Origin of the sequence: Paraburkholderia sp. SIMBA_054 (genome assembly GCF_046534875.1) — a bacterium.
In the GTDB taxonomy this organism is placed as follows: Bacteria; Pseudomonadota; Gammaproteobacteria; order Burkholderiales; family Burkholderiaceae; genus Paraburkholderia; species Paraburkholderia hospita.
In genome coordinates this window covers 21,946-44,002 of sequence record NZ_JAWRXV010000033.1, presented here as the reverse complement: position 1 = coordinate 44,002, position 22,057 = coordinate 21,946, and the positions used below count along the sequence as shown (strand labels likewise).

Genomic DNA, 22,057 nt, shown 5'->3' with positions numbered 1-22,057 from the left:
GCTCAAACACGCCCCGTTGCGCCGCCAACCCCTGAGGCAACCTCACCGCTTTCCCAATCCTCCACGGTCAGAGTTTCCGAACGACCACCATTCTTGAGTCAAGTTTCCCGATTTCGCAAACGTTTGCGGTTTGCATATCAAGTTCGACGCGATTCTGCCGACAAATACGAAATAGCGTCAACGACTTCTGGGAGCAGCTCGTGAAGCAGCTTGCGTTTTGTATGGTTTTCGCCGCACTGGCCGGTTGCGCGCAATTGCCGGCCAATACGGCGCCGCAGGCGGACAAGCCGCCCGTGTCGAACGATGTCATCAGCTTTACGATTCCGCCCGACGCGCTCGGCGCACGCGATCCGCAACTGTCGGCCGTGCTCGCCAAGGCGGGCGCGCTGGCCGCTGCGCAGAAGCAGCCAACCACGATTCTCGTCACCGCCCTCGGCCAGGATCTGCCGTACCTGAACCAGGCGATCTGGCGTGGCGTGCCGTCGCAGCATCCGGCGAAGCTCAGCCTCGAGAACCTGACGGCGGGCGCGAATCAACCGTATAGCGTGTCGGTCCGGCCGACAGCCGCGACGCCATGAGGGAAAGCCACGTCATGTTCCGCACCGTCATCTGCGCGGCGAGCCTCGTTGCGCTCACCACGTTCATGAGCGAAGCCGCGCAAGCGGGTCAGCCGGCCGTCGCAGGCACGCTGTCGGCGAACGGCGCCGCCACGGCAAATAGCACCAATGGCGCGGCCGCCGCAGCAGCCGCAACAGCCGCCGCCGACAAGGTCTATCCGCCGCTGCCGACGCTCGCGATGCTGCCGCCTACGACCGACGACGACGAGCCGCTCGCCCCAAAACCCGCCGCGAAAAAGCGCAAGGTGCGCGCCGCCGTCGACGTGCGGCCCACCGCGCCCACCGCGCGCCTCGTCGTGTCGGACGCTTCGCGCACCTATCTGCGCTCGGTCGACAAGCAGCTCGACCTCGCGCTGGCGAAATAACCGCTGATTCGCACACTCGACGGAGCGTCACACGTGCTCAACCATCGACTCCGCGCCGCGCCCCGCTCGCTGCGCCCGCTCAGACGCGCACTGGGCGCGCTCGCACTTTCGCTTGCCTCGTTGACGTGCGGCACGGCCCACGCCGACGATTGCTTCGAGCAGGCTGCTGTCTATCAGGGCGTCAATCCGCTGATCCTGCGCGCCGTCGCGTGGCATGAATCGAAAGGCGACCCCGCTGCCGTCAACCGCAACGCGAATGGTTCGATCGACGTCGGCCAGTTGCAGATCAACTCCGTGCACTTCAGCGATCTGAAGCGCCTCGGCATTCCGCATCGCGCGCTCACCGATGCTTGCGTGAACATCTATGTCGCCGCGTGGCTCATGAAGCAGAAGATGGTGAAGTACGGCAACACATGGCGCGCGATCGGCGCATATCACTCGGAGTCGCCGAAAGAGCGCGACGCTTACGCGCGCAGCATCCAGAAGATTCTCGTCGCCTGGGGTGAACTGCTGCCTGCGTCGCACTGAGGACAACGGCGCGCGCTTATTTGTGCGCTCACTTGCGGGATTTGGTAAGCCGGTGCCCTAGGCCGAGATTGGTGGCGATCTGCCATGTGTAGACACGCGAGTAGCTGACACCGAACTGCGCGCGTATCAGCTCGCGCAGACGGTTGCTGGTCCATGCATCGGACGGAAAGCCGTGTATACCCGCGGGCCCGCTCAGCGCAGCCGCGATCCACTGCATCGCGGCCTCGTCGAGCACCGACGAACGGCCACCCACACTCATCTGCCGCAACGACTCCAGCCCGCCCTCGTTCACGAGCGCGCGATATTTGCGCACGGTGTTTTCGGAGATATGCAGCTGCGCGGCGATGTCGCTAACGGACGCACCTTCCATCAGCATCTTGCCCGCCGCGAGCCTGCGCATGACAGTCGGCAATGCTTCGTTTCGTGAAGGCATGAGCGGTCTCGCTGACGGTCGGACGACGAAAGCCCAAGGTGCCGCATAACGGGCCTGCGTGGCAGATGACATGACATAAAAAACCAATATATGTTCCAAGCCCTGTTGTGTCGGCTATCCGTAAAATTTCATGAATATCGAAAAATCATTTGCGGATTTTATTGCGTTTCATTTAACGGCAATAAACAGTCAAACCATTTCGATCAACAGTACAAAGTCCTCGTATTTTTTTCAAGAGCATTACATTGCGCCTTGAACTTACCGAAATCGTTTGCTAGCATGCTGTAACCGCTACTCGCATCGAGTGCACTCCAGCCTGACAATCCGCACTTTGGTCCGTGCGCCTGCTACGTTTTCAAGGGAACGTTGTATGGCAAGATCTGGCTACAAAATCGAACACCTCGATTGCATCGCCAATAGTATTTACTCATGCTTTGTTTGCCGCTCTAAAAAGCGGCGTGTATGTGCATGCTCAAAAAAAAATGCTTTTGCATAATTGAGTTAAATCAATATTCCAGCGACGCGAAACAATTTCATCTATAAACGGCATAGCCAATTAATCGCAATAGCCTGTCGCGCAGCATGCGTATTGCTCGCGCGACGGCGCATCACGCGAGGAGGTCAAGATGGAAGCCGAACGGGTCGAGCGCATCGTGCTGGCATTGCGACGCGCCGCGGAACATGAGCGTCTCCTCAGTTATCAGCGCTTTCACGCCATGTTCGGCGCGGGCGATCCGCTCACCGTCCGCTACGACGCACTCGAGCGCGCCATCGCGTCGCTCGGCGAAGTGTCGGCCATCGACTATGGCGTGCTGCTCGCGCTGAGCAACGGCTTGCCCGGCCCCGACTTTTTCCGCCGCTACCAGAAGCATCGCTATGCCGACTACGTCGCGGTAATGGGACCGCCCATTCATCGCCAGTCGGTCAAGCGCAAGCGCCTGCTGGTCGAGGCGGAACGACGCCGCGTCTATGAAGATGCAAGAAGAAAAGCGGCCAACCACGTTGCTGAACCCGCCTGAACCTGCCTGACCCCAGACGCCGGCTTCGCGCCCAGCTTCGTCGCGACCAATCGGCCCCACGGACCGCAGGCCCATTCTACCGAGGAGTCTCCTATGCAACTTGCAGCTCGCCGTCCGGTTCGCATCCTGGCCATCGCAGCCGCATGTGCTGCGCTCGCCGCGCCCGCCATCGATGCTCGCGCGCAGGACAATCCGGCGTCCTCGCCCACCCCGAATGCCATCGGTACGGCCGCCGTTGCTGACGTCACGGCGCACATCGTCAAGATCGACGCCGACAACAACGAAGTGACGATACGCGGGCCGCGCGGCGAGACGACGATCGTCGACGTCGATCCCGATGTCGGCGACGTGAAGAAGCTGAAAGTCGGCGACGAGGTGCATATCTCGTACAAGGGCGCGCTGCTGCTAATGGCGGACAAGGTCGACGCGAAGGGCGTGCGTTCGCGCGTCGAATCGCAAACGACCACACCCGTGCAAGGCGGCGCGTCGACGCAGACGCGCCACGTCGAGGTGGTCGCGACCGTGCAGAAGATCGACCGCAAGAAGCGCGAGGTCACGCTGCGCGGCCCTCAGCACACCGTGGTCCTGCAAGTCTCGCAGGACGTGCCACTTAAGAAAATCAAGGTTGGCGACAGCATTCGTGCGACCTACGTGTCCGCGACAGCCGTGCAGATTACCCGCAACGGTACGCCGATCAAGCAAGCGCGCGTTTGCACGACTCCGTCTCGCCATGCTGGCGAGACGGAGTCGTAGATCATCTCGCAGTCCCGCACAATCAACCCGATGCCTATTGAACCCTGGAATTCCCCGAAGCGCCGCGCGCGCCGCAAAATGATCTGGAGCAAGGCGCACGTCGTGCTGGCTGCGATCGGCACCTTGTCGGCCGTCGCCGGTATTGCCGTCGCGATCAACGGCGGGCTCGAATTCAACCGCACGAAAGTCTTCGTCGGCGTCGGCATCATCGTCGTGTCGACGATCCTCTACGTGTCGATGCTGTTCGTCGACGACTAGCGCAGCCGCGCTTACACGACGAGCGTCGCCACGCGATTGCGTCCGCCGCTCTTCGCCTTGTACATCGCGCGGTCGGCTTCGTCGACGAGCGTACGTCCGAGGCCGTCGAGATCGGCGCCTTGCTGCATCGCATGCGCGGATACGCCGATCGACACCGTCAACGGAATACGCGCGCCATCGTCCGCTCCATCGTTGTCACGCAGGTCGAGTTGCGCGACGGCTGCGCGCATGCGTTCGGCCACGACCAGCGAATCCTTCAGGTCGCCTTGCAGCAGCACGGCAAATTCTTCGCCGCCGTAGCGCGCGATCGTATCGCCGAGGCGCGTCTGCTTGCGCAGGCAGGCGCCGACCATCGCCAGCGCGCGGTCGCCGACGGCGTGACCGTGCGCGTCGTTGATCGGCTTGAAGCCGTCGATATCGATGAACAGGCAGCCAAGCGGCAGCCGGTAGCGCGACGCGCGCGTCGTTTCTTCGCGCAGGCGTTCGTCGAAATAGCGGCGGTTGGGCAGACCCGTGAGCGCGTCGGTTGCGCCAAGGCGTTCGAGCTGCTCGCGATGCGCGACGTTATCGAGGCTCGCCGCGACGATCACGGCGAAACGCTCCAGCATGTCGGTCGCCATGCCGGGCGCAAAGCGGCTTTCGTTGTCGCTCGCAAGGCATAGATAGCCGCTCGGCTGTCCGTTCGTCGCGAGCGGCAACAGCGCGATACTGGCAGGCCGCGGGTCGCTGCCGAAGCACGCATTGATCGCCGCGTCGTCCATCGCGGCGGGCGTGCCGAGCCACGGACGGCCCTGAGAACAGAGCCGCGCGGCGGCATCGCCCATCTCGCGCGAGGTCTTCAGCGACGACGCGGCGGCCATCCCATTGTTCTCGTTGCTTCGCCGGTTCGCGTTGCTCGCGTGCCGCAACGCCAGTTCGTGCAGCAGCGGCAGCGTGTCGTTGAGCCACAGCGTCACGCGCTCCAGTCCGAATTCGCGTGGCAGATAGTCGAGCAGCACACGACAAAGCGACGGGAAATCCTGCGCGCGGATCAACTGAAGCTCGACATCCTGGAAGCGGCGCAACGTGCGTTCGTTGCGCTGCACCGTATCGACGAGTGCGCGAAGGCGAATGGACTGGGGCGTGTGTGTTGTGCTCATCTGGGCCGTGGCATTGGGGCCCGATACAGAGGCCCAACGTCTGGTTATCGGCCTCGAAGCGCATTTGCTTGAGGCCGATGCATGCAACCAGCCTGTTCAGATGTGTTTGCAACGAATGCGCTTACGAGCGCCGGCCGAGCGCTTCGTCGATTTTGCGGTCAGTGTTGTACTGGCTGAGCGCATACACGGACCAGATCGCCGCCGGCAGCCAGCCGATGATCGTGAGTTGCAGCACCAGGCAGATGATCCCGGCGAACGGCCGGCCAATCGTGAAGAACTGGAACCACGGCAAAAGCAGAGCAAGCAACAGACGCATTGACATTTCCTTCTGGTTGAAAAACTTCGGTTACACGTTGCGGCGCACGTGTACGGCTGTTCCATAGCACAGCACTTCCGTCACGCCCGCGCCGATCTCCGTCGCATCGTAACGCATGCCGATTACGGCATTCGCGCCGAGCGTCACCGCTTCGGCCAGCATGCGCTCGTAGGCGTCCTGCCGCGCGCGTTCGCACAGCGACGTGTACAACGAGATATTGCCGCCAAAGATGGTCTGCAACCCCGCGCCGATCGCGCCCACCACCGAGCGCGAACGCACGATGATGCCGCGTGCGATGCCCAGCGACGTATCGACGGTATAGCCGGGCAAATCGAAGGCCGTGGAGACCATGTTTCGTTCGATCATGTCGTTCCCTTCCCTGTTGTAGCTGTTTCGATCAGCGTCCCGCCGCCCACAGCAGCGACAGACCGGACGACAGCATCAGCCCGTCGACGACCAGCCTGAACGTGCCGGGACTCATGCGCACGACGATGCGCCGCGCGAAGAACGCCCCCGCCATCAGCGCGGAACCCGTGATCAGGCCATCCAGCACGACGTGCAGCGGCAGCGCGCCAAAGTGGTTGAAGGTCGCAACCTTCGCGGCATAGACGGCGAGCGAGCCGGCCGCTTCCGTCGCGAGAAACGCGCCTTTCACGAGGCCATAGCCCATGAACACAGGCACCGTGATCGGCCCCGTCGAGACCACGATGCCCGTCAGAAAGCCGACGGGCGCGCCGATCGCCGCCAGGTGCCACGGCGAGAAGCGCACCGAACGACGCGCAAGCCAGCGGCGCACCGGCACCATCGCGACGAAGAAGAGGCCGAGCGCGATCTCGACGGCATGCGGCGGCAGCGCGAGCAGCGTGCGCACGCCGAGCGCCGCGCCCGGCACGGCGGTCGAGCAATACGCGCCGCAGGCGCGCCAGTCGATCTCACGCCACCACGCGAGCACCTTGCCGAAATTGCCCATGATCGCCGCGATCGCCATGATGGGCACCGCCTGCTGCGGACCGAACAGCATCACGAGCACGGGCATCAGCATCATCGACGAGCCCGTGCCGATCACGCCGCTCAGCGTGCCCGCCGCGAGGCCGACGGCGAGAACCAACAGATAACCCATGCGCATCCCCGAAAATCGTGTTGGCGCCATGCTACTGGAAAATGGCGGCACATCAGCCAAACCTATGACGAATCCTGCTCGCCAGATTTTTATTTGGCCGCGTTGCTGCATCCAATTGCTGCTACAACTCGTATTGCATACGAGCGCAGCTCGCGCTTTTTTTGTCTGCGGAATGCGCGTGTAGCGATGCGCGTATCGACGTGTGCGGTATCGACCCGAAGGGAAGCGCGATGTTGAGTGAATCCAACAGAATGTTCGTTGCGGGCGGCCTGCTGATCGGCGCGCTGGCGCTTGCGACGCTGGGGCTTCGGTTCGGCAATCGCGAGTCGGCTGCGAAGGATACGGACGGCCGCGTCGATAGCGCCATGTCGTCCGCCGCGCGCCCCGTGACGCCCGACGCGCCTGTCGACGATCCGCGCAACGCGGGCATCGCGCGCGTGTTGCAGGCGGTACACGACAGCCTGCAACGCGGCGACCTCGCGTCCGCGCACGTGCTGCTCAACGCGGTGCTGACGATGCGCAGTGACGAGCCGCAAGCGCTGCTGCTGCAAAAGGAACTGGCCGTGCGCGAAGCGCAGGCGCGCGAAATGCCGTCGGCAACGTTGAATGAGCAAAGCGCTGCGCAGCCGCTTGTGCGCGCTCATGCTTCCGCGAAGACGACGCATGCGCGGTCGGCAACGTCACGTCATGGGACGGACACTTCGGACCCTGACCAACCCGCAATTGAAGCAGCGCCGCTCGTCGATATCCGCTCCGACAGCGTGAAGGACAATGCAACCGTAAGCGATCACGCGGCCAACACGGCTCCGCTTCAACCTGAGGCGCGGCCGGAACCGGTGATCGCATCCGCGGTGCAAACTGCCGCGACGGTCGCCGAACCCGTCGAGCAGCCGCCGGCAGCTGCTCTGCCATCGATGGCGCAAACGCACGAGCCCACTGCTCCGCCGCCCGCCGCCGCACCCAGCGACGCACCAAAGACACGCGCCCAGGTGCGTGACGAACTCAGTCGCGCGCGCAAGAACGGAACGATGTCGCGCTTCGGCAATCCCGATCCCTATGGTCCAGGCGGTTCGCCGAGAGACAACACGCAGCCTTCGATCCGGACCTGGTAGCCTTCCACAGTCCGGTCCGCATTGCGAATCACCAACATAGGCTAACTGGCCCGCGTGCGCGCTTTTTCTCCCGCTGGTGCCTCACACAATCTTTAGTGGTTAACCCCGTAATTACCCCTTCACAATCCATCTCACAATAGATACGAACCCCGCGCCAGATCGCCTGCCAGAGCCAACTGGCGAATCCGTCAAGCTCGCTATACAATGGTCCGCTATGCGAACCATCACCCCAAAACCGATTGACTTGGAGTTGAGCGACATGACAGCATTCGCCCCAAGCACCAAAACGGGAGACAAGCGCGACATGCGTCCCAACCAGCCGCCCGAGCATCGCGACATCGCGCGTTTCGACGACGAACCGTACGAAACCGATCGCCAGTTCGTCACAGCGCTGGCGCGCGGCCTCGAACTGCTGCGCTGTTTCGGCCTGAAGGAACGGCATCTCGGCCTGACCGAACTGGCGCGCAGAACGGGCTTACCGAAAGGCACCGTCGCGCGGCTCGCCGGCACGCTCGCGAAGCTCGGCTACTTGCGCTACGACGAACCGCTCGGCAAGTACAGCCTCGGCACGGGCGTGCTGTCGCTCGGCTACGCGATGTTGTCGAACCTCGACATTCGCGACCTCGCGCGGCCACTGATGCAGGAGCTTGCCGAATACGCGGGATGCTCGGTGGCGATCGGCGTGCGCGACCGGTTGTCGATGATGTACGTCGAGTGGGTGCGCAGCAGCGCGCCGATCACCGTGATGCGCAGCATCGGCACGCGTCTGCCGATTGCAACGACATCGATGGGCCGCGCGTATCTCGCCGCCGCCACCGATGCCGAACGCAACGCGGTGCTCGACCAGGTGCGCGCGCAGGACGAACCTGCCTGGCCGCGCATTGAAAGCGGCATGGGCGAAGCAATAAAGGATTACGCCACACGCGGCTTCTGCCTGTCGTATGGCGACTGGGATGCGGACATCGCGAGCGTCGGCGTGCCGTTCATGGCACCCGATGGCACGCAGATGGCCTTCAATTGCGGCGGGCCCGCCTTCGTGCTGAGCCGCGACAAGCTGGAGAACGACATCGGCCCGCGCCTCGTGGCCCTTGTCAAACGCGTGGAGGCCGCCATCGGGCGGCGATGAAGAAGACCCGGCGCGGCGCGCTTCACGCGTTCATGCGAGCGCGATAGGCAAACCGCGTCATAGCACACAGGTAAAACGATGATCCGCGATCAGGAAACACTGTCCATTCTTCTCGACTCGCTGTCGCGCTTCGTGCGCGAGCGTCTCGTGCCCGCCGAAAACGAAGTCGCCGAAACGGATGAGATCCCCGCCGGCATCGTCGGCGAGATGCGTGAACTCGGTCTCTTTGGGCTGTCGATTCCCGAGGAATACGGCGGTCTCGGACTCACAATGGAAGAGGAAGTGCTCGCCGCGTTCGAGATCGCGAGGACCTCGCCTGCGTTCCGCTCGCTGATCGGCACGAACAACGGCATCGGCTCGCAGGGACTCATCATCGACGGCACCGATGAGCAGAAGCACTACTATCTGCCGAAGCTCGCGTCGGGTGAACTGATTGCGTCGTTCGCATTGACGGAGCCGGGCTCGGGTTCGGATGCCGCATCGCTGCGCACGACCGCTGTCCGCGACGGTGACCACTACGTGATCAACGGTACCAAGCGCTTCATTACCAACGCGCCCGAAGCGGGCATCTACACCGTGATGGCGCGCACCAACCCTGAAATCAAAGGCGCGAGCGGCATCTCGGCGTTCATCGTCGAGAAAGGCACGCCCGGATTGTCGCTCGGCAAGATCGACAAGAAGATGGGCCAGAAAGGCGCGCATACCTGCGACGTGATCTTCGAGAACTGCCGCGTGCCTGCGGCGAACATCATCGGCGGCAAGGAAGGCGTCGGCTTCAAGACGGCGATGAAAGTGCTCGACAAAGGGCGCCTGCATATCTCGGCGATCTGCGTCGGCGCCGCCGAGCGCATGCTCGACGATGCGCTGCGTTATGCGATGGAGCGCAAGCAGTTCGGCCAGCCGATCGCCGAGTTCCAGCTCGTGCAGGCCATGCTCGCCGACAGCCGCGCGGAAATCTACGCCGCGCGCTCGATGGTGCTCGATGCCGCGCGCCGCCGCGACGACAAACAGGACGTATCGACAGAAGCATCGTGCTGCAAACTGTTCGCGTCGGAGATGTGCGGCCGCGTCGCGGATCGCGCGGTGCAGATTCATGGCGGCGCGGGTTATGTGTCCGAGTATGCCGTCGAGCGCTTCTATCGCGACGTGCGCCTGTTCCGCATCTACGAAGGCACGACGCAGATCCAGCAACTGGTGATCGCGCGCAACATGATTCGCGACGCGAGCCACTAGCCTGGATAGAACATTCGATCAAGGCGGGCAATGCAATCCCCTTGATCGAAGTCAACGCTTCACTTCCACACATCCTCGCTGGCATATTTCAGATTGCCAGAAAAATCATCCCGTCCTACACTGGGTTGTTGACGCAACGCAACAAGCACCGGATCACGCAACGTGCGTGTCCGATGTTCGCATTCATCAATGCGTCACACTTCTGCCATTTTTATCGCTGATCTTGATCGAAGCCGCGCCTCGTCGAGGCGCGTTGATGTCTCGCCCTGGTTTCAGGCCGTGCGACTCATTGCGACGATGCTCGCGCGTCGGGTAAGCGCTTCATGCGCGCATCGCGTGTGCATGTGAGCCTCGCGTGAGACCGCGGCGGCGACCCATTGAGGGAGCAGATGCGACCATGAATCAGTCTCAACCGACCGCCGCTACACCTGACACATTCGCGCCTTCGATGCCCTTCGCATCGATACCGGGCAATCTGTTCGCGCAAGGCTACGCCTACGCCGTCGACACATGGCAGCGCAGCGTGCTGTTCGCCGACGTGATGCGCGAACGCGGCAATCAGTATCAGGCGCACATGCAGGAGCGCGTACCCAACGTGCTCGACTTCGGCACCGAACTCATCGTCGATGGGCGTACGCTGCCGCGCCCCGTCAATTACGGGCTCGTGCGCATCGTCGCGCCGGATGATCTGAAGCCCGACCGCGACCTTGCGGAAGGACATGATCCCGGCCGCCTGCGTCCGTTCGTGGTCGTCGATCCACGCGCGGGACACGGGCCCGGCATCGGCGGCTTCAAGCGCGACAGCGAAATCGGCGCTGCGTTGCGCGCGGGTCATCCCTGCTATTTCATCGGCTTCCTGCCCGACCCCGTGCCAGGACAAACCGTCGAAGACGTGATGCACGCGGAAGCCGCGTTCCTCGAAAAAGTCATCGAACTGCACCCAAACAGCCCCGGCAAACCCGCCGTGATCGGCAATTGCCAGGCAGGCTGGCAAGTGCTGATGACGGCCTCGATGCGCCCCGACCTGTTCGGCCCGATCGTCGTCGCGGGCGCACCCGTGTCGTACTGGGCCGGCTGGCGCGGCAAAAACCCGATGCGCTATTCAGGCGGCATGCTTGGCGGCTCGTGGCTGACGGCGCTCACCGGCGATCTCGGCGATGGCCGCTTCGACGGCGCGTGGCTTGTGCAGAACTTCGAGAACCTGAACCCGGCGAACACGCTGTGGACCAAGCAGTACAACCTGTACACGAGCATCGACACGGAAGGTCCGCGCTATCTCGGCTTCGAAAAGTATTGGGGCGGCCACGTGTTTTTGAACGCGGGCGAAATGCAGTACATCGTCGATAACCTGTTTGTCGGCAACCGCTTCGTCAGCGGCGAGATCGTGACATCGGAAGGCGTGCGGCTCGATCTGCGCAATATCCGCTCGCCCATCGTCGTGTTCTGCTCATATGGCGACAACATCACGCCGCCGCCGCAAGCGCTCGGCTGGATCACCGATCTCTATCGCGACGACGCCGATCTGCTCGGCCACGACCAGACCATCGTCTACGCGACGCACGAAAGCATCGGCCATCTCGGCATCTTCGTGTCGAGCAGCACAGGGAAGAAAGAACATCGCGAGTTCGTCAGCAATATCGATCTGATCGACCTGCTGCCGTCGGGCCTGTACGAAGCGCACATGGGCGCGAAGACGGACGCGACGCCTTACGCGGAACTCACGCAAGGCCAGTATGTGCTGTCCATTTCTCCACGCACCATCGCCGACGTGCGCGAGATCGTGCAACCCGACCCCGAAAGCGACCGGCGCTTCGCCACGGCTGCGTATCTGTCGCGCGTCAATCTCGGCCTGTATCGCAGCTTCATGCAGCCGTGGGTGCGCGCATGCACGACGCCGTGGACAACGGATCTTTCGAGCAAGCTGCATCCGCTGCGCGTCACGTACGAACTGTGGTCCGATCGCAATCCGTTTGCGTCGTCCGTCGCGCAGGCGGCCGAAAGCGTGAAGGAAGCGCGCGCGCCCGTCGCAGCCGACAACCCGTTCCTGCAGATGCAGACGGCCATGTCGAATGCCGTCATCGCGTCGTTCGATCTCTATCGCGACATGCGCGACGCCGCCGTCGAGCAGATTTTCGAAACCGTCTATGGCGCGCCCTGGCTGCAAGCCTTCGCGGGCCTTCCGCCGCGTAGCGACAGCGAAGCAAACGCCGCGTTGACGGAACCCGGCGACACCGAAGAGCGCGAAGCGTCGATCGTCGCGGAACATGAACGTCTGCGCCACGACATGACGGAAGGCGGTCTGCTCGAAGCGAGCGTGCGCGCGCTACTGTATGTGAAGCGCACGCATGGCGAAGCGGACGAGCGCCGCTTCAACCTCGCGCGCGAAATGCTGAGCAAGCTGTCGGATCAGGGCATTCTGGCGTTCAAGCATGTCGTGCGGGAACAGGCCGCGCTGCTGCGCCTCGATAGCGAGGCGGCGATCGACGCCTTGCCGGGCCTGCTCGCGAGCGCGCCGCCCGACAACATCCGCACCGCCGCGCGCGACATCGACAAGCTCAGCACGGTGCTCACGCTCGACGACCACGAGCGCGCCGATCTTGCACGCGTACTGACGATTTTCGAATCAGCGTCGAAGAAGAAAGCGTCGCGGCGCGCGGAGCCCGCGCGCCAGCAGGTCGAATGACAGATGGCATCCGCGTGCGCGAGTGGACGGTTACAGTCCGCCGCGCACGACAGGCACTCCGATCGCCTCACCTACGAGGGCACTGAAGATGGAACACAAGCGCGAGAAATACGAGCGTCTGGTCGCCTTTGCCGCCACGCTTCCGCCGACGCCTACGGCCGTCGCGCATCCTTGCGATCACGATTCGCTGTCGGCCGTCATCGAAGCCGCGCGGCTGAAACTGATCGCGCCGATACTGGTCGGCCCGCGCGCGAAAATCGAAGCGGCCGCGAAGGAAGGCAATCTCGATCTCGGCGATCTGCCCATCGTCGATGCGGCGCATAGCCATGCCGCTGCCGAATGCGCGGTGCAGCTCGTGCATGAAGGCCGTGCGCAGGCACTGATGAAAGGCTCGCTGCACACGGACGAGTTGATGGGCGCCGTGGTCGCGCGCGCCACCGGCCTGCGTACCGAGCGGCGCGTGAGCCACTGCTTCATCATGGACGTGCCGGGTCGGGCTGAAGCGCTCATCATCACCGACGCCGCCGTCAACATCACGCCCACGCTCGATGAAAAACGCGACATCGTGCAGAACGCAATCGACCTCGCGCATGCGCTGCGTTTTCCCGTTGTGCGCGTCGCGATCCTGTCGGCGATGGAAACCGTCAACTCCAAGGTCCCATCGACACTCGAAGCCGCCGCGCTGTGCAAGATGGCCGACCGCGGCCAGATCACGGGCGGCATACTCGACGGCCCGCTTGCGCTCGACAACGCGATCAACGAAGAAGCCGCGAAGATCAAGGGCATCGACTCGCCTGTCGCGGGTCATGCGAACGTGCTCGTCGTGCCCGATCTCGAGGCAGGCAACATGCTCGCGAAGAGCCTGACGTTTCTCGCGGGCGCGGATGCCGCCGGCATCGTGCTCGGCGCGAAAGTGCCCATCATTCTCACGAGCCGCGCGGATTCCGTCATCACGCGGCTTGCTTCGTGCGCCGTTGCGTCGATGGTCGCGCTCGCGCGGCGCGAGCAACCCTCTTCCGCCATCGTTTGACACGTCTTGAGGGAGTGGCATGGACGTCATCCTCGTCATCAACGCGGGTTCGTCGAGCATCAAGTTTCATGCGTTCGAAGCGCAAGGCGCGCAGCTCGAACCCATTGCAGGCGGCAAGATCGAAGAGATCTACACGAACCCGCGCTTCACCGCGAAGCGGCAAAACGGCGAAGTCATCGAAGACAAACGCTGGCCCGAAGGCGAGCGGCTCGGGCACGACAACGCGACCGCATTTCTGCTCGACTGGCTGCGCAGCCATGGCGAAGGGCGCGCGACGCTGCTCGCGGTTGGCCATCGGGTCGTGCATGGCGGCGACAAGTATTCGAAGCCCGTGCGCGTCGATGCGCAGGTGATGCAGGATCTCGAAGCGCTCGTGCCGCTCGCGCCGCTGCATCAGCCGCACAATCTCGCCGTCATCCGTTCGATCATGGCGCGCAATGCGCAGGTGCCGCAGATCGCGTGCTTCGATACGGCGTTTCATCACACGCAGCCAGCTGTCGCAACGCGCTTCGCACTGCCGCCTGACATTACAGAACGTGGCGTGCGGCGCTATGGTTTTCACGGGCTGTCGTACGAATACATCGCGAGCGTCCTGCCGCAAATCGACGAGCGCGCCGCGAAGGGCAAAACCGTCGTGTTGCATCTGGGCAACGGCGCGAGCATGACGGCCTTCGACCAGTGCAAAAGCATCGCGAGCACGATGGGCTTCACCGCCGTCGAAGGACTCGTGATGGGCACACGCTCGGGCAGCCTCGATCCCGGCGTCGTGTTGTGGATGCTCGAAGAAGCGAACATGGATGCGCGCGCGATCGAATCGCTGCTCTACAAGCGCTCCGGCCTGCTCGGCGTGTCCGGCATTTCCAGCGACATGCGCACGCTGCTCGCCAGCGACGATCCGAAAGCCGCCGAAGCCGTCGAGCTGTTCTGCTATCGCATTTCGCGCGAACTCGGCTCGCTCGCGGCGGCGCTCGGCGGACTCGACGCGATCGTGTTCACTGCGGGCATCGGCGAACGCGCGGACCCGGTGCGCAAGCGCGTGGGCGAGCTGGCGGCGTGGCTCGGCGTCTCGCTCGATGAAGCGGCGAACCAGCGACACGGTCCGCGCATCAGCAGTCCGACCAGCGCCGTCGACGTGTGGGTGATTCCGACCAACGAAGAACTGATGATCGCCCGGCACGCGCTTGGCCGGCTGGAGGGGTAAGCATGGACACGCCAACGAGCCAGGTGATGGCGCAACACAAGGTGCTGGTCGTCGGCATCGCGAACGAACATTCGATCGCGTACGGCTGCGCGCGCGCGTTCCGCGAGCTTGGCGCCGAACTCGCGATCACCTATCTGAATGAGAAGGCAAAGGCTTTCGTCGAGCCGCTCGCGCAGGAACTCGGCGCGTCACTGCTGCTGCCGCTCGACGTGTCGAAGCCCGGCGAACTCGAAGCGGTGTTCGATGAAATCCGCGCGACGTGGGGTCGGCTCGACGTCGCCGTGCATTCGATCGCGTTCGCGCCGAAGGCCGATCTGCAGGGCGGCCTGCTGAACAGTTCGGCGGAAGGCTTTTCGGTGGCGATGGACATTTCGTGCCATTCGTTCATCCGCATGGCGCGCCTCGCCGCGCCGCTGATGGACGAAGGCGGATCGCTGTTCGCAATGAGCTACCTGGGCGCGACGCGCGTCGTGCCGAACTACGATCTGATGGGGCCCGTGAAGGCCGCGCTCGAAGCGTCGTGCCGCTACCTGGCTCACGAACTCGGGCCGAAGCGCATCCGCGTGCATCCCATTTCGCCGGGGCCGCTGAAGACGCGCGCCGCGTCGGGACTGAAGGACTTCGATCTGCTGCTCGCCGAAGCGGCCGAGCGCGCGCCCATCGGCGAACTGGTCGACATCATGGACGTCGGCTACACCTGCGCGTTCCTTGCGACGCCCTACGCGCGCCGCATGACGGGCAACACGGTGTTCGTCGACGGCGGCGTGAGCATCATCGGCTGAACGGTACAAAAGCATGAAACTGTTGATCAGCGGTCTGCCGCAAAAAGCCTCGCTCGATGAAGTGAAAGCGCTGGTGTTCCGCTATTCGCACGCGGACTGCCGCGATATCGAACTGGTCGGCGAAGCTGACGAGCACCCCGCCGCACTCATCGCCATCAAGGGCGCCAACTGGACGACGCTGAACTATATACGGCGCCGCCTGCATGGCATGTACTGGCATCGCTGCCGGTTGTCGGTGCAGGTGCTGTCGTTCTGGGACGTCAGCGAAGCGGCCGAGACGCGCCGCCAGACACGGACCGCGTTGCCGGGGCCCGTCTAGATTCTAGATAGCGGATTCAGACCGCGGGCGGATTGGTCGTCGAAAAGCTATAACGCGCGACACGCCAGATGCCGTCCGGCCCGCGATGCAGGATGAACAACTCCTGGTTGGCTTCGGGCTGCGTCGAGTGCTTACCCGTCAGCGTTTCGATCGTACCTGTCGAATGCGTGCGTGCGAACGCCCAGTCGCGCGACATCGGCTTGATCTCATCGATCGAAAAGCGCACGTTCAGCCTGACCGCGCTGAAGGCGTGCGTGTACGCGTTGCGCACGCCTTCACGCCCTACTGCCGGCGGCGCGTTCTGTGCCATGACAACGGGTGCGTCGTCGTAGAGTCTCATGATCGCGTCGGTGTCCGACGCGTTCAACCCCTGCTCGTAGCGATGCAGTTGTTGCGTGATGGCGCGGTCCGTGTCGCTCAAGGGCGCGGCAAACGTAACGTCCGGTAGCGCAACGCTAGCCGCAAACAGCACGGGAACGAACAATGTCCTGAATAGCATGGTGACTGTCCTCTCGCGTGCCGCATTCATAGCCGCACCACGATCTTGCCGAGCGCGCGGTTGCTCTCGATCAGACGATGCGCGTCCTGCAGTTCGTCGAATGCAAAAGCCTGTACGAGGTGAGACGGGATACGCCGGTTTTCCACATCGAGTGCGAGCGACTTCAGCGGCGTGCTGGTGAGCGGCAAAGCCTCCGTGCCGAACAGCTGGCTCGGAAAGAAGCTCAGTCGCGCGGCAGGCGGCAGATCGGCTATCAGATTGAACTGATCGAGCACGGGCGGGCCGCCGAGCATGCCGATCACCGTGATCGCGCCGAACGGGCGCACCGTTTTCATGGTGTCGCGAAGCGTCGCGGCGCCGACGATTTCGAGCGCGGCGTCGATGCCGGCCGGTTGCGCGTCGAGAACCTGTTCTGCAATCGCCCCGTCGTCGATGATGACCGCGTCGGCGCCTGCGCGATACAGCCGCTCGACGTGCTCCGTGGAGCGGGTCGAAGCGAGCACGCGCGCGCCCGATGCCTTCGCATACGTAACGGCAGCAAGGCCGACCGACGATGTGGCGCCCCGCACCAACAGCGTTTGCCCCGCTTCGATCTTCAGGCTTTTGCGCAGTGCGCCCCAGGCGGTCAGATACGCTTGCGGCAGCGCGGCCAGTTCTTGCCACGGCAACGCGGTGCCCTGGAGCGACACGACGTTACGCGCGAGCACGGTGACTTCCTCCGCATAGCTGCCCGCCCGCGTGAACTGCAGCCCACCCATCGCGGTTGCAACCCGCTCGCCGACACGAAACGCGCCGGACGGATCTTCGAGTATTTCGCCGACTGCTTCGATGCCGGGCACACGCGGCGCGTCGATCGGTCCGAGTTTGCCGGCGCGCAGATACGCTTCAGCGCGGTTGATACCGAAGGCGCGCACGCGAATGCGCACTTCGTCGAACTTCGGCGCGACAGACGGCACGTCGCGCAGCTCGAGCACTTCCGGGCCACCGGCCCGTTCGATCACATAGGCCTTCATCATGGACTCCTTATTAATTGGGTAATTGTTCTGCTTTCATCTGAACGCGCCGGTATCAGGCGAACAGCAATACGTCGGCAACGGGCCTGCGTGGCTTTTGCGGCCAGTTGCCCGGTGCGGGATAGCCAACGGTAACGAGCATCGCGGGCAAGTCGGTCGACGCGAGTCCGAACTCGCGCGCGACACCGGCCGGATCGAAGCCGATCATCGGGCCGGACGCGAGTCCCTTCCCCTGCGCCGCGAGCATCAACGTCATCGCGGCAAGCGACGCCGAGCGGATCGCCTCGTCGCGCTGGAGCGCCGGGTTGTCCTGATACATCGAGCGCGCGGCGCCGACCCAACCGTCGCGGGTCGCGTCATCGATCAGCCCGGCGCTCACAGACGGCTGAAGCGCAACCGACAGCGTCCGGTGCGGTTCGAGCGTGCCGCAAACGATGAACGTGACCGCCGCGTCGACGACCTTCTGTTGGCAATACGCGTGCGGCAACAGACGCGCCTTCGCGTCGGCAGTGCGAACCGCGACAAATTTCCAGTTCTGCAGGTTGAACGCCGAAGGCGCCTTCGTCGCGAGGCGAATCAGGTCTTCGATTTCGTGGTCGGCCAGAAGGCGCGCGGCATCGAAATGGTTTGCAGAGATGCGTGATTCGATGTGGCTTTCAACCGGGTTCTCAACGGTAGACATCTTGTTCTCCTTGTTGATTGGGACGATGTGATGCTACTTTGGCCTATCGGAATGAAAACCGGAACCCGCAAAACTGATATGCCTCCTCTCAAATATGGAAGGACGAACGATGGATCTGAACGCGGTCGAAATGTTCGTCAACGTCGTGCAGACGGGGAGTCTGTCGGCGGCGGCGCAGCGGCTCGGCATTCCGCTGCCCACACTCAGCCGCAAGATGCGCGAACTGGAGCAGCAACTGTCCGTGCAACTGCTGGAACGCACGACGCGCGGCACGCAGCTGACGGACGCCGGCACGCGGCTGTACGAGCACGCAAGCCGTGGCATCGAGTCGCTCGTCGACGCGCGGGAGGCCGTGCTCAGTTCGCAAGCGCAATTGAAGGGTTATCTGCGGCTGTCGCTGCCGCCGTCGTTCGAACCGTGGTGGACGGTGCTCGACGCGTTCCAGCAGCGCTATCCGGGCATTCGCGTGTTCGTCTACTCGACCGAGCGCCGCGTCGATCTGACAGCTGACGGAATCGATGTCGCGCTGCGCGTCGGCGCGATCGACCACGAGTTGATGGTCGCGCGCAAGATACTCGCGTACCGGCACGTGCTGGTCGCAAGCCGGGCGCTCGTCGAGCGGCTCGGTCCGCCCGTCACACCGGACGACCTCGATCGCTATCCTTGCGCGGCGTGGATGCAGAACAGCTACGCGCGGCCGCTATGGCGGCTCGGCAACGCGACATTCCAGCCGAAGCCGCTCATATCGACGAATGACTACGCGCATTTGCGGTTTCGCGTGCTGGGCGGCGAAGCCGCGACGGAACTGCCGCCGTACCTGATCGCCGACGATGTGAAAGCAGGCCATGTCGTCGCGCTGCTGCCCGATTACCCGTTGCCCTTGCAGGAGATCAATCTGCTGTATCCGTCGCACCGGCATCCGTCGTCGATCGTTCGCGCGTATCTCGATTTCTGTCAGGAACGCCTGGGCGGCGACGACGCGGGCGATGGCTCGTTCCCTTGACGTTGTACTTCTGCACACCGCGCGCGTTGCCCGCTGACGCCGTTGCCGTTATGTCATAACATGATGGATCTCGCAGCGCGGCTGCCGGCCACGGCCTACGCCCATCCTGTCCAGTTACCGGTTCGAAAGAAACACGTTGTCGAAATGAACGATGCGTCGCATAAGATAGGTTCTATCTCTTCGTCGTCTAAAGCTTCCGCCGTGACCACACCGTCTACCCTTCCCGAGCCGGAACGCGCGCAGGACACCACCTGCGTCGCGAAGGATGCCGCGAAGCACGGCGGCACGCCGTGGGCGATGTTCGCGCTGTCGGCCGTCGGGCTGCTGGTCGGCGCGTTCGCGGTGATCGGGCCCGAGCATGTGTCCGTGGCCGTCGCCAAGACGCTACTGACGGTCGGCTGCCTGCTGGTCGCGGCGCTCGCGGGCATTGTCGCGTCCGATCTGTCGCGCAATCGGCGGTGATGGGCATGCACCAGCACGGGGCATCAGCAGTTGCATAAAACTGGTGCACCGCACCACCTTTTCTGCTACACTTGCAGATTCACTTTTCAGCACGCGTCGAATTGCGTCCTAACTGGAAGGCACTGCGCCGGAGTCGGGTGAACGTGCTGGCATGCCAGCACATCGCCAGTGACTTCGAGCACACCGTTCCGCGTCAATCGATTCGTGCAACACCCCGCCCACACCTCACGATCCGACAGGTTGCCCGCCTGCCGCGCGTGTTTGCGCGGGGATGCGAAACAGCCTGCCGAGGAGAACGTATTGGCAAAGCTTGACCGGGACAATTCCCAGTTCGAAACCACCGCACCGAAGGCGCCCAAGCGCGCAGCAAAAGCGAAGGCGCAACCCGCCGCCGCGCCGCTAGATGCGGCCTTGCTGGAATCCCTCGTTGAAGAACGTCAACGTCAGATGCGCGCGCTGATCGCGCTGGGCCGCGAACGCGGCTATTTGACGCACGCCGACATCAACGACCACTTGCCCGACAATTTCACCGAAACAGCCGCGATGGAAACCATCGTCAGCACGTTCGGCGAAATGGGCGTGTCCGTGTACGAAACGGCGCCCGACGCGGAAACGCTGCTTCTGAACGACGGCCCGTCGGCTGCCGCATCGGACGATCAGGCCGATGAGGAAGCGGAAGTCGCGCTGTCCACGGTTGACTCCGAATTCGGCCGCACGACCGACCCGGTCCGCATGTATATGCGTGAAATGGGTGCGAGCGAGCTGCTCACGCGCGCCGGCGAAATCGAAATCGCCAAGCGCATCGAAGGCGGCCTGCAGGACATGGTGCAAGCCATCGCAATGTGCCCGTCGATCATCTCGACGATTCTCGCGGACGTGGACCGCGTCGTCGCGGGTGAAATCCGCATCGACGAACTGGTCGACGGCATCAGCGACACGAGCGAAGCCGCCGAACTCGACGAGGAAGCAGCGGACGCCGCTGCGGAAGAAGAGCTGGAAGCGAGCGCCTCGGACGAAGATTCGGACGAAGACGACGGCGACCTGTCGGATGACGGCGGCGAAAAAGCCAACGCCGCGCGCCTCGAGCAACTGACGGTCGACAGCCTCGCGATCTTCGGGCGCGTGCGCGACCTCTTCGCCAGCGTGCCCGACATGCCCGTCACGGACAAGCGCCGCGCGACGGCCATCGCGAACCTGCGCGAGTCGATCCAGCAGGAACTCACGCCGATCCGCTTCACGGCCAAGACCATCGACCGCCTGTGCGCGGAAGTGCAGGCGCAGGTCGCGCAGGTTCGCGCGATCGAACGCCACATCCTGCAGATCGCCGTGGACCGCTGCGACATGCCGCGCGAAGCGTTCGTCGAATCGTTCCCGGGCAACGAAACCGATCTCGACTGGACGATGCGCATCGCCGCGAAGTCGAAGTCGTACGGTCCGGCGCTCGAGCGTCACCTGCCTGCCATCCAGTCGGAACAGCAGAAGCTGGTTGACATCGAAGCGTCGATCGCGCTGCCGCTGCAACAGCTCAAGCAGATCAACAAGCAGCTTGGCTCGGCGGAAGGCAAGATGCGCCAGGCCAAGCGCGAGATGATCGAAGCGAACCTGCGTCTCGTCATTTCGATCGCGAAGAAGTACGTCAACCGTGGCATGCACTTCCTCGACCTGATCCAGGAAGGCAACATCGGCCTGATGAAGGCAGTGGACAAGTTCGAATACCGTCGCGGCTGGAAGTTCTCGACGTACGCAACGTGGTGGGTCCGTCAGGCCATCACGCGCGCGATCGCCGATCAGGCACGCACCATTCGTGTGCCCGTTCACATGATCGAATCGATCAACAAGCTGAACCGCATCCAGCGCGAGATCGTCCAGCAGACGGGTCAGGAGCCGCATCCGTCGGTGCTCGCCGAGCGCATGGACATGCCCGAAGCGAAGATCCGCAGCATCCTGAAGATCGCGAAGAATCCGGCCTCGCTGGATTCGCCTGTGGGTGAAGATGCCGACACGACGCTCGGCGACATGATCGAAGACACGTCCGCGACGTCGCCCGCCGACGCCGCCGTGCACGCGAACATGCGCCGCGCGATCGACGAAGCGCTCGACGCCCTCACGCCGCGTGAAGCGAAGGTGCTGCGCATGCGCTACGGCATCGACACGGCCTCGGAACTGACGCTTGAAGAAGTGGGTCGCCAGTTCGACGTGACGCGCGAGCGTATCCGCCAGATCGAAGGCAAGGCGATCCGCAAGCTCAATCACCCGAGCCGCGCGGACAAGCTGCGCCCGTTCCTCGAACGCAGCTGATCGCTATCGCCGCCGCCTGATAAGGGCGCGGCAGAGCCTCAAACGAAACGCGGCAGCCCAAAGGCT

25 protein-coding genes are annotated in these 22,057 nt (G+C 63.5%); 17 read left to right on the top strand and 8 right to left on the bottom strand.

Translation table 11 applies throughout. From position 1 onward, the window contains the following. Window positions 1-221 precede the first annotated feature (221 nt). The 3 genes from SB822_RS33010 to SB822_RS33000 all read left to right on the top strand — a co-directional run bounded on the left by SB822_RS33010 (window position 222) and on the right by SB822_RS33000 (window position 1,510). Window positions 222-578 (top strand): hypothetical protein, encoded by a 357-nt coding sequence (locus tag SB822_RS33010; RefSeq protein WP_007586048.1) that lies wholly within the window; start codon window positions 222-224, stop codon window positions 576-578. A gap of 14 nt (window positions 579-592) precedes the next feature. Beyond that, window positions 593-982, top strand: coding sequence for a hypothetical protein (locus tag SB822_RS33005; RefSeq protein WP_007586049.1), 390 nt, complete (start codon window positions 593-595; stop codon window positions 980-982). 90 nt (window positions 983-1,072) lie between these two features. Beyond that, window positions 1,073-1,510: a lytic transglycosylase domain-containing protein gene (locus SB822_RS33000; RefSeq protein ID WP_236674246.1), complete on the top strand. Its 438-nt coding sequence runs from the start codon at window positions 1,073-1,075 to the stop codon at window positions 1,508-1,510. 28 nt (window positions 1,511-1,538) lie between these two features. On the opposite strand, the gene SB822_RS32995 is transcribed toward SB822_RS33000, so the two are convergent. After that, window positions 1,539-1,943, bottom strand: coding sequence for a helix-turn-helix domain-containing protein (locus SB822_RS32995; protein ID WP_039901081.1), 405 nt, complete (start codon window positions 1,941-1,943; stop codon window positions 1,539-1,541). Between the two features lie 626 nt (window positions 1,944-2,569). Here SB822_RS32995 and SB822_RS32990 point away from each other — a divergent pair. The 3 genes from SB822_RS32990 to SB822_RS32980 all read left to right on the top strand — a co-directional run bounded on the left by SB822_RS32990 (window position 2,570) and on the right by SB822_RS32980 (window position 3,973). Beyond that, window positions 2,570-2,962 carry a hypothetical protein gene (locus SB822_RS32990; RefSeq protein WP_007586052.1) on the top strand — a complete coding sequence of 131 codons (393 nt, stop codon included), beginning with the start codon at window positions 2,570-2,572 and terminating at the stop codon, window positions 2,960-2,962. A 93-nt stretch (window positions 2,963-3,055) separates the two neighbouring features. Then, window positions 3,056-3,715, top strand: coding sequence for a hypothetical protein (locus SB822_RS32985; RefSeq protein WP_410856516.1), 660 nt, complete (start codon window positions 3,056-3,058; stop codon window positions 3,713-3,715). A gap of 30 nt (window positions 3,716-3,745) precedes the next feature. Beyond that, entirely contained in the window at window positions 3,746-3,973 is a 228-nt protein-coding gene (locus SB822_RS32980) for a DUF2964 family protein (protein ID WP_007586054.1), read from the top strand. A gap of 11 nt (window positions 3,974-3,984) precedes the next feature. On the opposite strand, the gene SB822_RS32975 is transcribed toward SB822_RS32980, so the two are convergent. The 4 genes from SB822_RS32975 to SB822_RS32960 all read right to left on the bottom strand — a co-directional run bounded on the left by SB822_RS32975 (window position 3,985) and on the right by SB822_RS32960 (window position 6,548). Further along, complete coding sequence (locus tag SB822_RS32975; RefSeq protein WP_007586055.1) at window positions 3,985-5,112, bottom strand: sensor domain-containing diguanylate cyclase; 1,128 nt, start codon at window positions 5,110-5,112, stop codon at window positions 3,985-3,987. A gap of 121 nt (window positions 5,113-5,233) precedes the next feature. Next, the gene (locus SB822_RS32970; protein ID WP_007586056.1) at window positions 5,234-5,428 is read right to left on the bottom strand and encodes a YqaE/Pmp3 family membrane protein; all 195 of its coding nucleotides are present in this window, start codon (window positions 5,426-5,428) and stop codon (window positions 5,234-5,236) included. 30 nt (window positions 5,429-5,458) lie between these two features. Next, complete coding sequence (locus SB822_RS32965) at window positions 5,459-5,794, bottom strand: YbjQ family protein (protein ID WP_007586057.1); 336 nt, start codon at window positions 5,792-5,794, stop codon at window positions 5,459-5,461. A gap of 31 nt (window positions 5,795-5,825) precedes the next feature. After that, window positions 5,826-6,548: a sulfite exporter TauE/SafE family protein gene (locus SB822_RS32960; protein ID WP_007586059.1), complete on the bottom strand. Its 723-nt coding sequence runs from the start codon at window positions 6,546-6,548 to the stop codon at window positions 5,826-5,828. Window positions 6,549-6,778: 230 nt separating this feature from the next. Between SB822_RS32960 and SB822_RS32955 the strand changes: the two genes are divergently transcribed. The 8 genes from SB822_RS32955 (at window position 6,779) to SB822_RS32920 (ending at window position 16,034) form a co-directional block, all read left to right on the top strand. Next, the gene (locus SB822_RS32955) at window positions 6,779-7,660 is read left to right on the top strand and encodes a DUF4148 domain-containing protein (protein ID WP_410856515.1); all 882 of its coding nucleotides are present in this window, start codon (window positions 6,779-6,781) and stop codon (window positions 7,658-7,660) included. A 259-nt stretch (window positions 7,661-7,919) separates the two neighbouring features. Further along, the gene (locus SB822_RS32950; RefSeq protein WP_079488108.1) at window positions 7,920-8,786 is read left to right on the top strand and encodes an IclR family transcriptional regulator; all 867 of its coding nucleotides are present in this window, start codon (window positions 7,920-7,922) and stop codon (window positions 8,784-8,786) included. A 78-nt stretch (window positions 8,787-8,864) separates the two neighbouring features. After that, entirely contained in the window at window positions 8,865-10,019 is a 1,155-nt protein-coding gene (locus SB822_RS32945; protein WP_079501094.1) for an acyl-CoA dehydrogenase family protein, read from the top strand. Between the two features lie 397 nt (window positions 10,020-10,416). Next, complete coding sequence (locus tag SB822_RS32940) at window positions 10,417-12,702, top strand: DUF3141 domain-containing protein (protein WP_410856514.1); 2,286 nt, start codon at window positions 10,417-10,419, stop codon at window positions 12,700-12,702. A gap of 88 nt (window positions 12,703-12,790) precedes the next feature. Beyond that, window positions 12,791-13,732: a phosphate acetyltransferase gene (locus tag SB822_RS32935; protein ID WP_007586067.1), complete on the top strand. Its 942-nt coding sequence runs from the start codon at window positions 12,791-12,793 to the stop codon at window positions 13,730-13,732. A gap of 19 nt (window positions 13,733-13,751) precedes the next feature. Then, window positions 13,752-14,933 (top strand): acetate/propionate family kinase, encoded by a 1,182-nt coding sequence (locus SB822_RS32930; RefSeq protein ID WP_007744752.1) that lies wholly within the window; start codon window positions 13,752-13,754, stop codon window positions 14,931-14,933. Window positions 14,934-14,935: 2 nt separating this feature from the next. Further along, the gene (gene fabI, locus SB822_RS32925) at window positions 14,936-15,715 is read left to right on the top strand and encodes an enoyl-ACP reductase FabI (RefSeq protein ID WP_079501092.1); all 780 of its coding nucleotides are present in this window, start codon (window positions 14,936-14,938) and stop codon (window positions 15,713-15,715) included. A 13-nt stretch (window positions 15,716-15,728) separates the two neighbouring features. Further along, window positions 15,729-16,034 (top strand): RNA-binding protein, encoded by a 306-nt coding sequence (locus tag SB822_RS32920; protein ID WP_410856513.1) that lies wholly within the window; start codon window positions 15,729-15,731, stop codon window positions 16,032-16,034. Window positions 16,035-16,050: 16 nt separating this feature from the next. Here SB822_RS32920 and SB822_RS32915 read toward each other — a convergent pair whose 3' ends face one another. The 3 genes from SB822_RS32915 to SB822_RS32905 are packed head-to-tail and all read right to left on the bottom strand — an operon-like array spanning window position 16,051 to window position 18,228. Next, window positions 16,051-16,533, bottom strand: a complete 483-nt coding sequence (locus SB822_RS32915; protein ID WP_410856512.1) for a YybH family protein — start codon at window positions 16,531-16,533, stop codon at window positions 16,051-16,053. A gap of 26 nt (window positions 16,534-16,559) precedes the next feature. Beyond that, on the bottom strand, window positions 16,560-17,546 hold the full coding sequence (locus SB822_RS32910) for a zinc-binding dehydrogenase (protein WP_410856545.1): 987 nt from the start codon (window positions 17,544-17,546) through the stop codon (window positions 16,560-16,562). 55 nt (window positions 17,547-17,601) lie between these two features. Then, on the bottom strand, window positions 17,602-18,228 hold the full coding sequence (locus SB822_RS32905) for a nitroreductase family protein (RefSeq protein ID WP_410856511.1): 627 nt from the start codon (window positions 18,226-18,228) through the stop codon (window positions 17,602-17,604). A gap of 109 nt (window positions 18,229-18,337) precedes the next feature. Here SB822_RS32905 and SB822_RS32900 point away from each other — a divergent pair, with 109 nt between their 5' ends. The 3 genes from SB822_RS32900 to rpoD all read left to right on the top strand — a co-directional run bounded on the left by SB822_RS32900 (window position 18,338) and on the right by rpoD (window position 21,991). Next, window positions 18,338-19,231, top strand: coding sequence for a LysR family transcriptional regulator (locus tag SB822_RS32900; protein WP_410856510.1), 894 nt, complete (start codon window positions 18,338-18,340; stop codon window positions 19,229-19,231). Window positions 19,232-19,432: 201 nt separating this feature from the next. Next, entirely contained in the window at window positions 19,433-19,693 is a 261-nt protein-coding gene (locus SB822_RS32895; protein ID WP_236674208.1) for a hypothetical protein, read from the top strand. Between the two features lie 300 nt (window positions 19,694-19,993). Continuing rightward, window positions 19,994-21,991 (top strand): RNA polymerase sigma factor RpoD, encoded by a 1,998-nt coding sequence (rpoD, locus tag SB822_RS32890; RefSeq protein ID WP_007586088.1) that lies wholly within the window; start codon window positions 19,994-19,996, stop codon window positions 21,989-21,991. Window positions 21,992-22,057 lie beyond the last annotated feature (66 nt).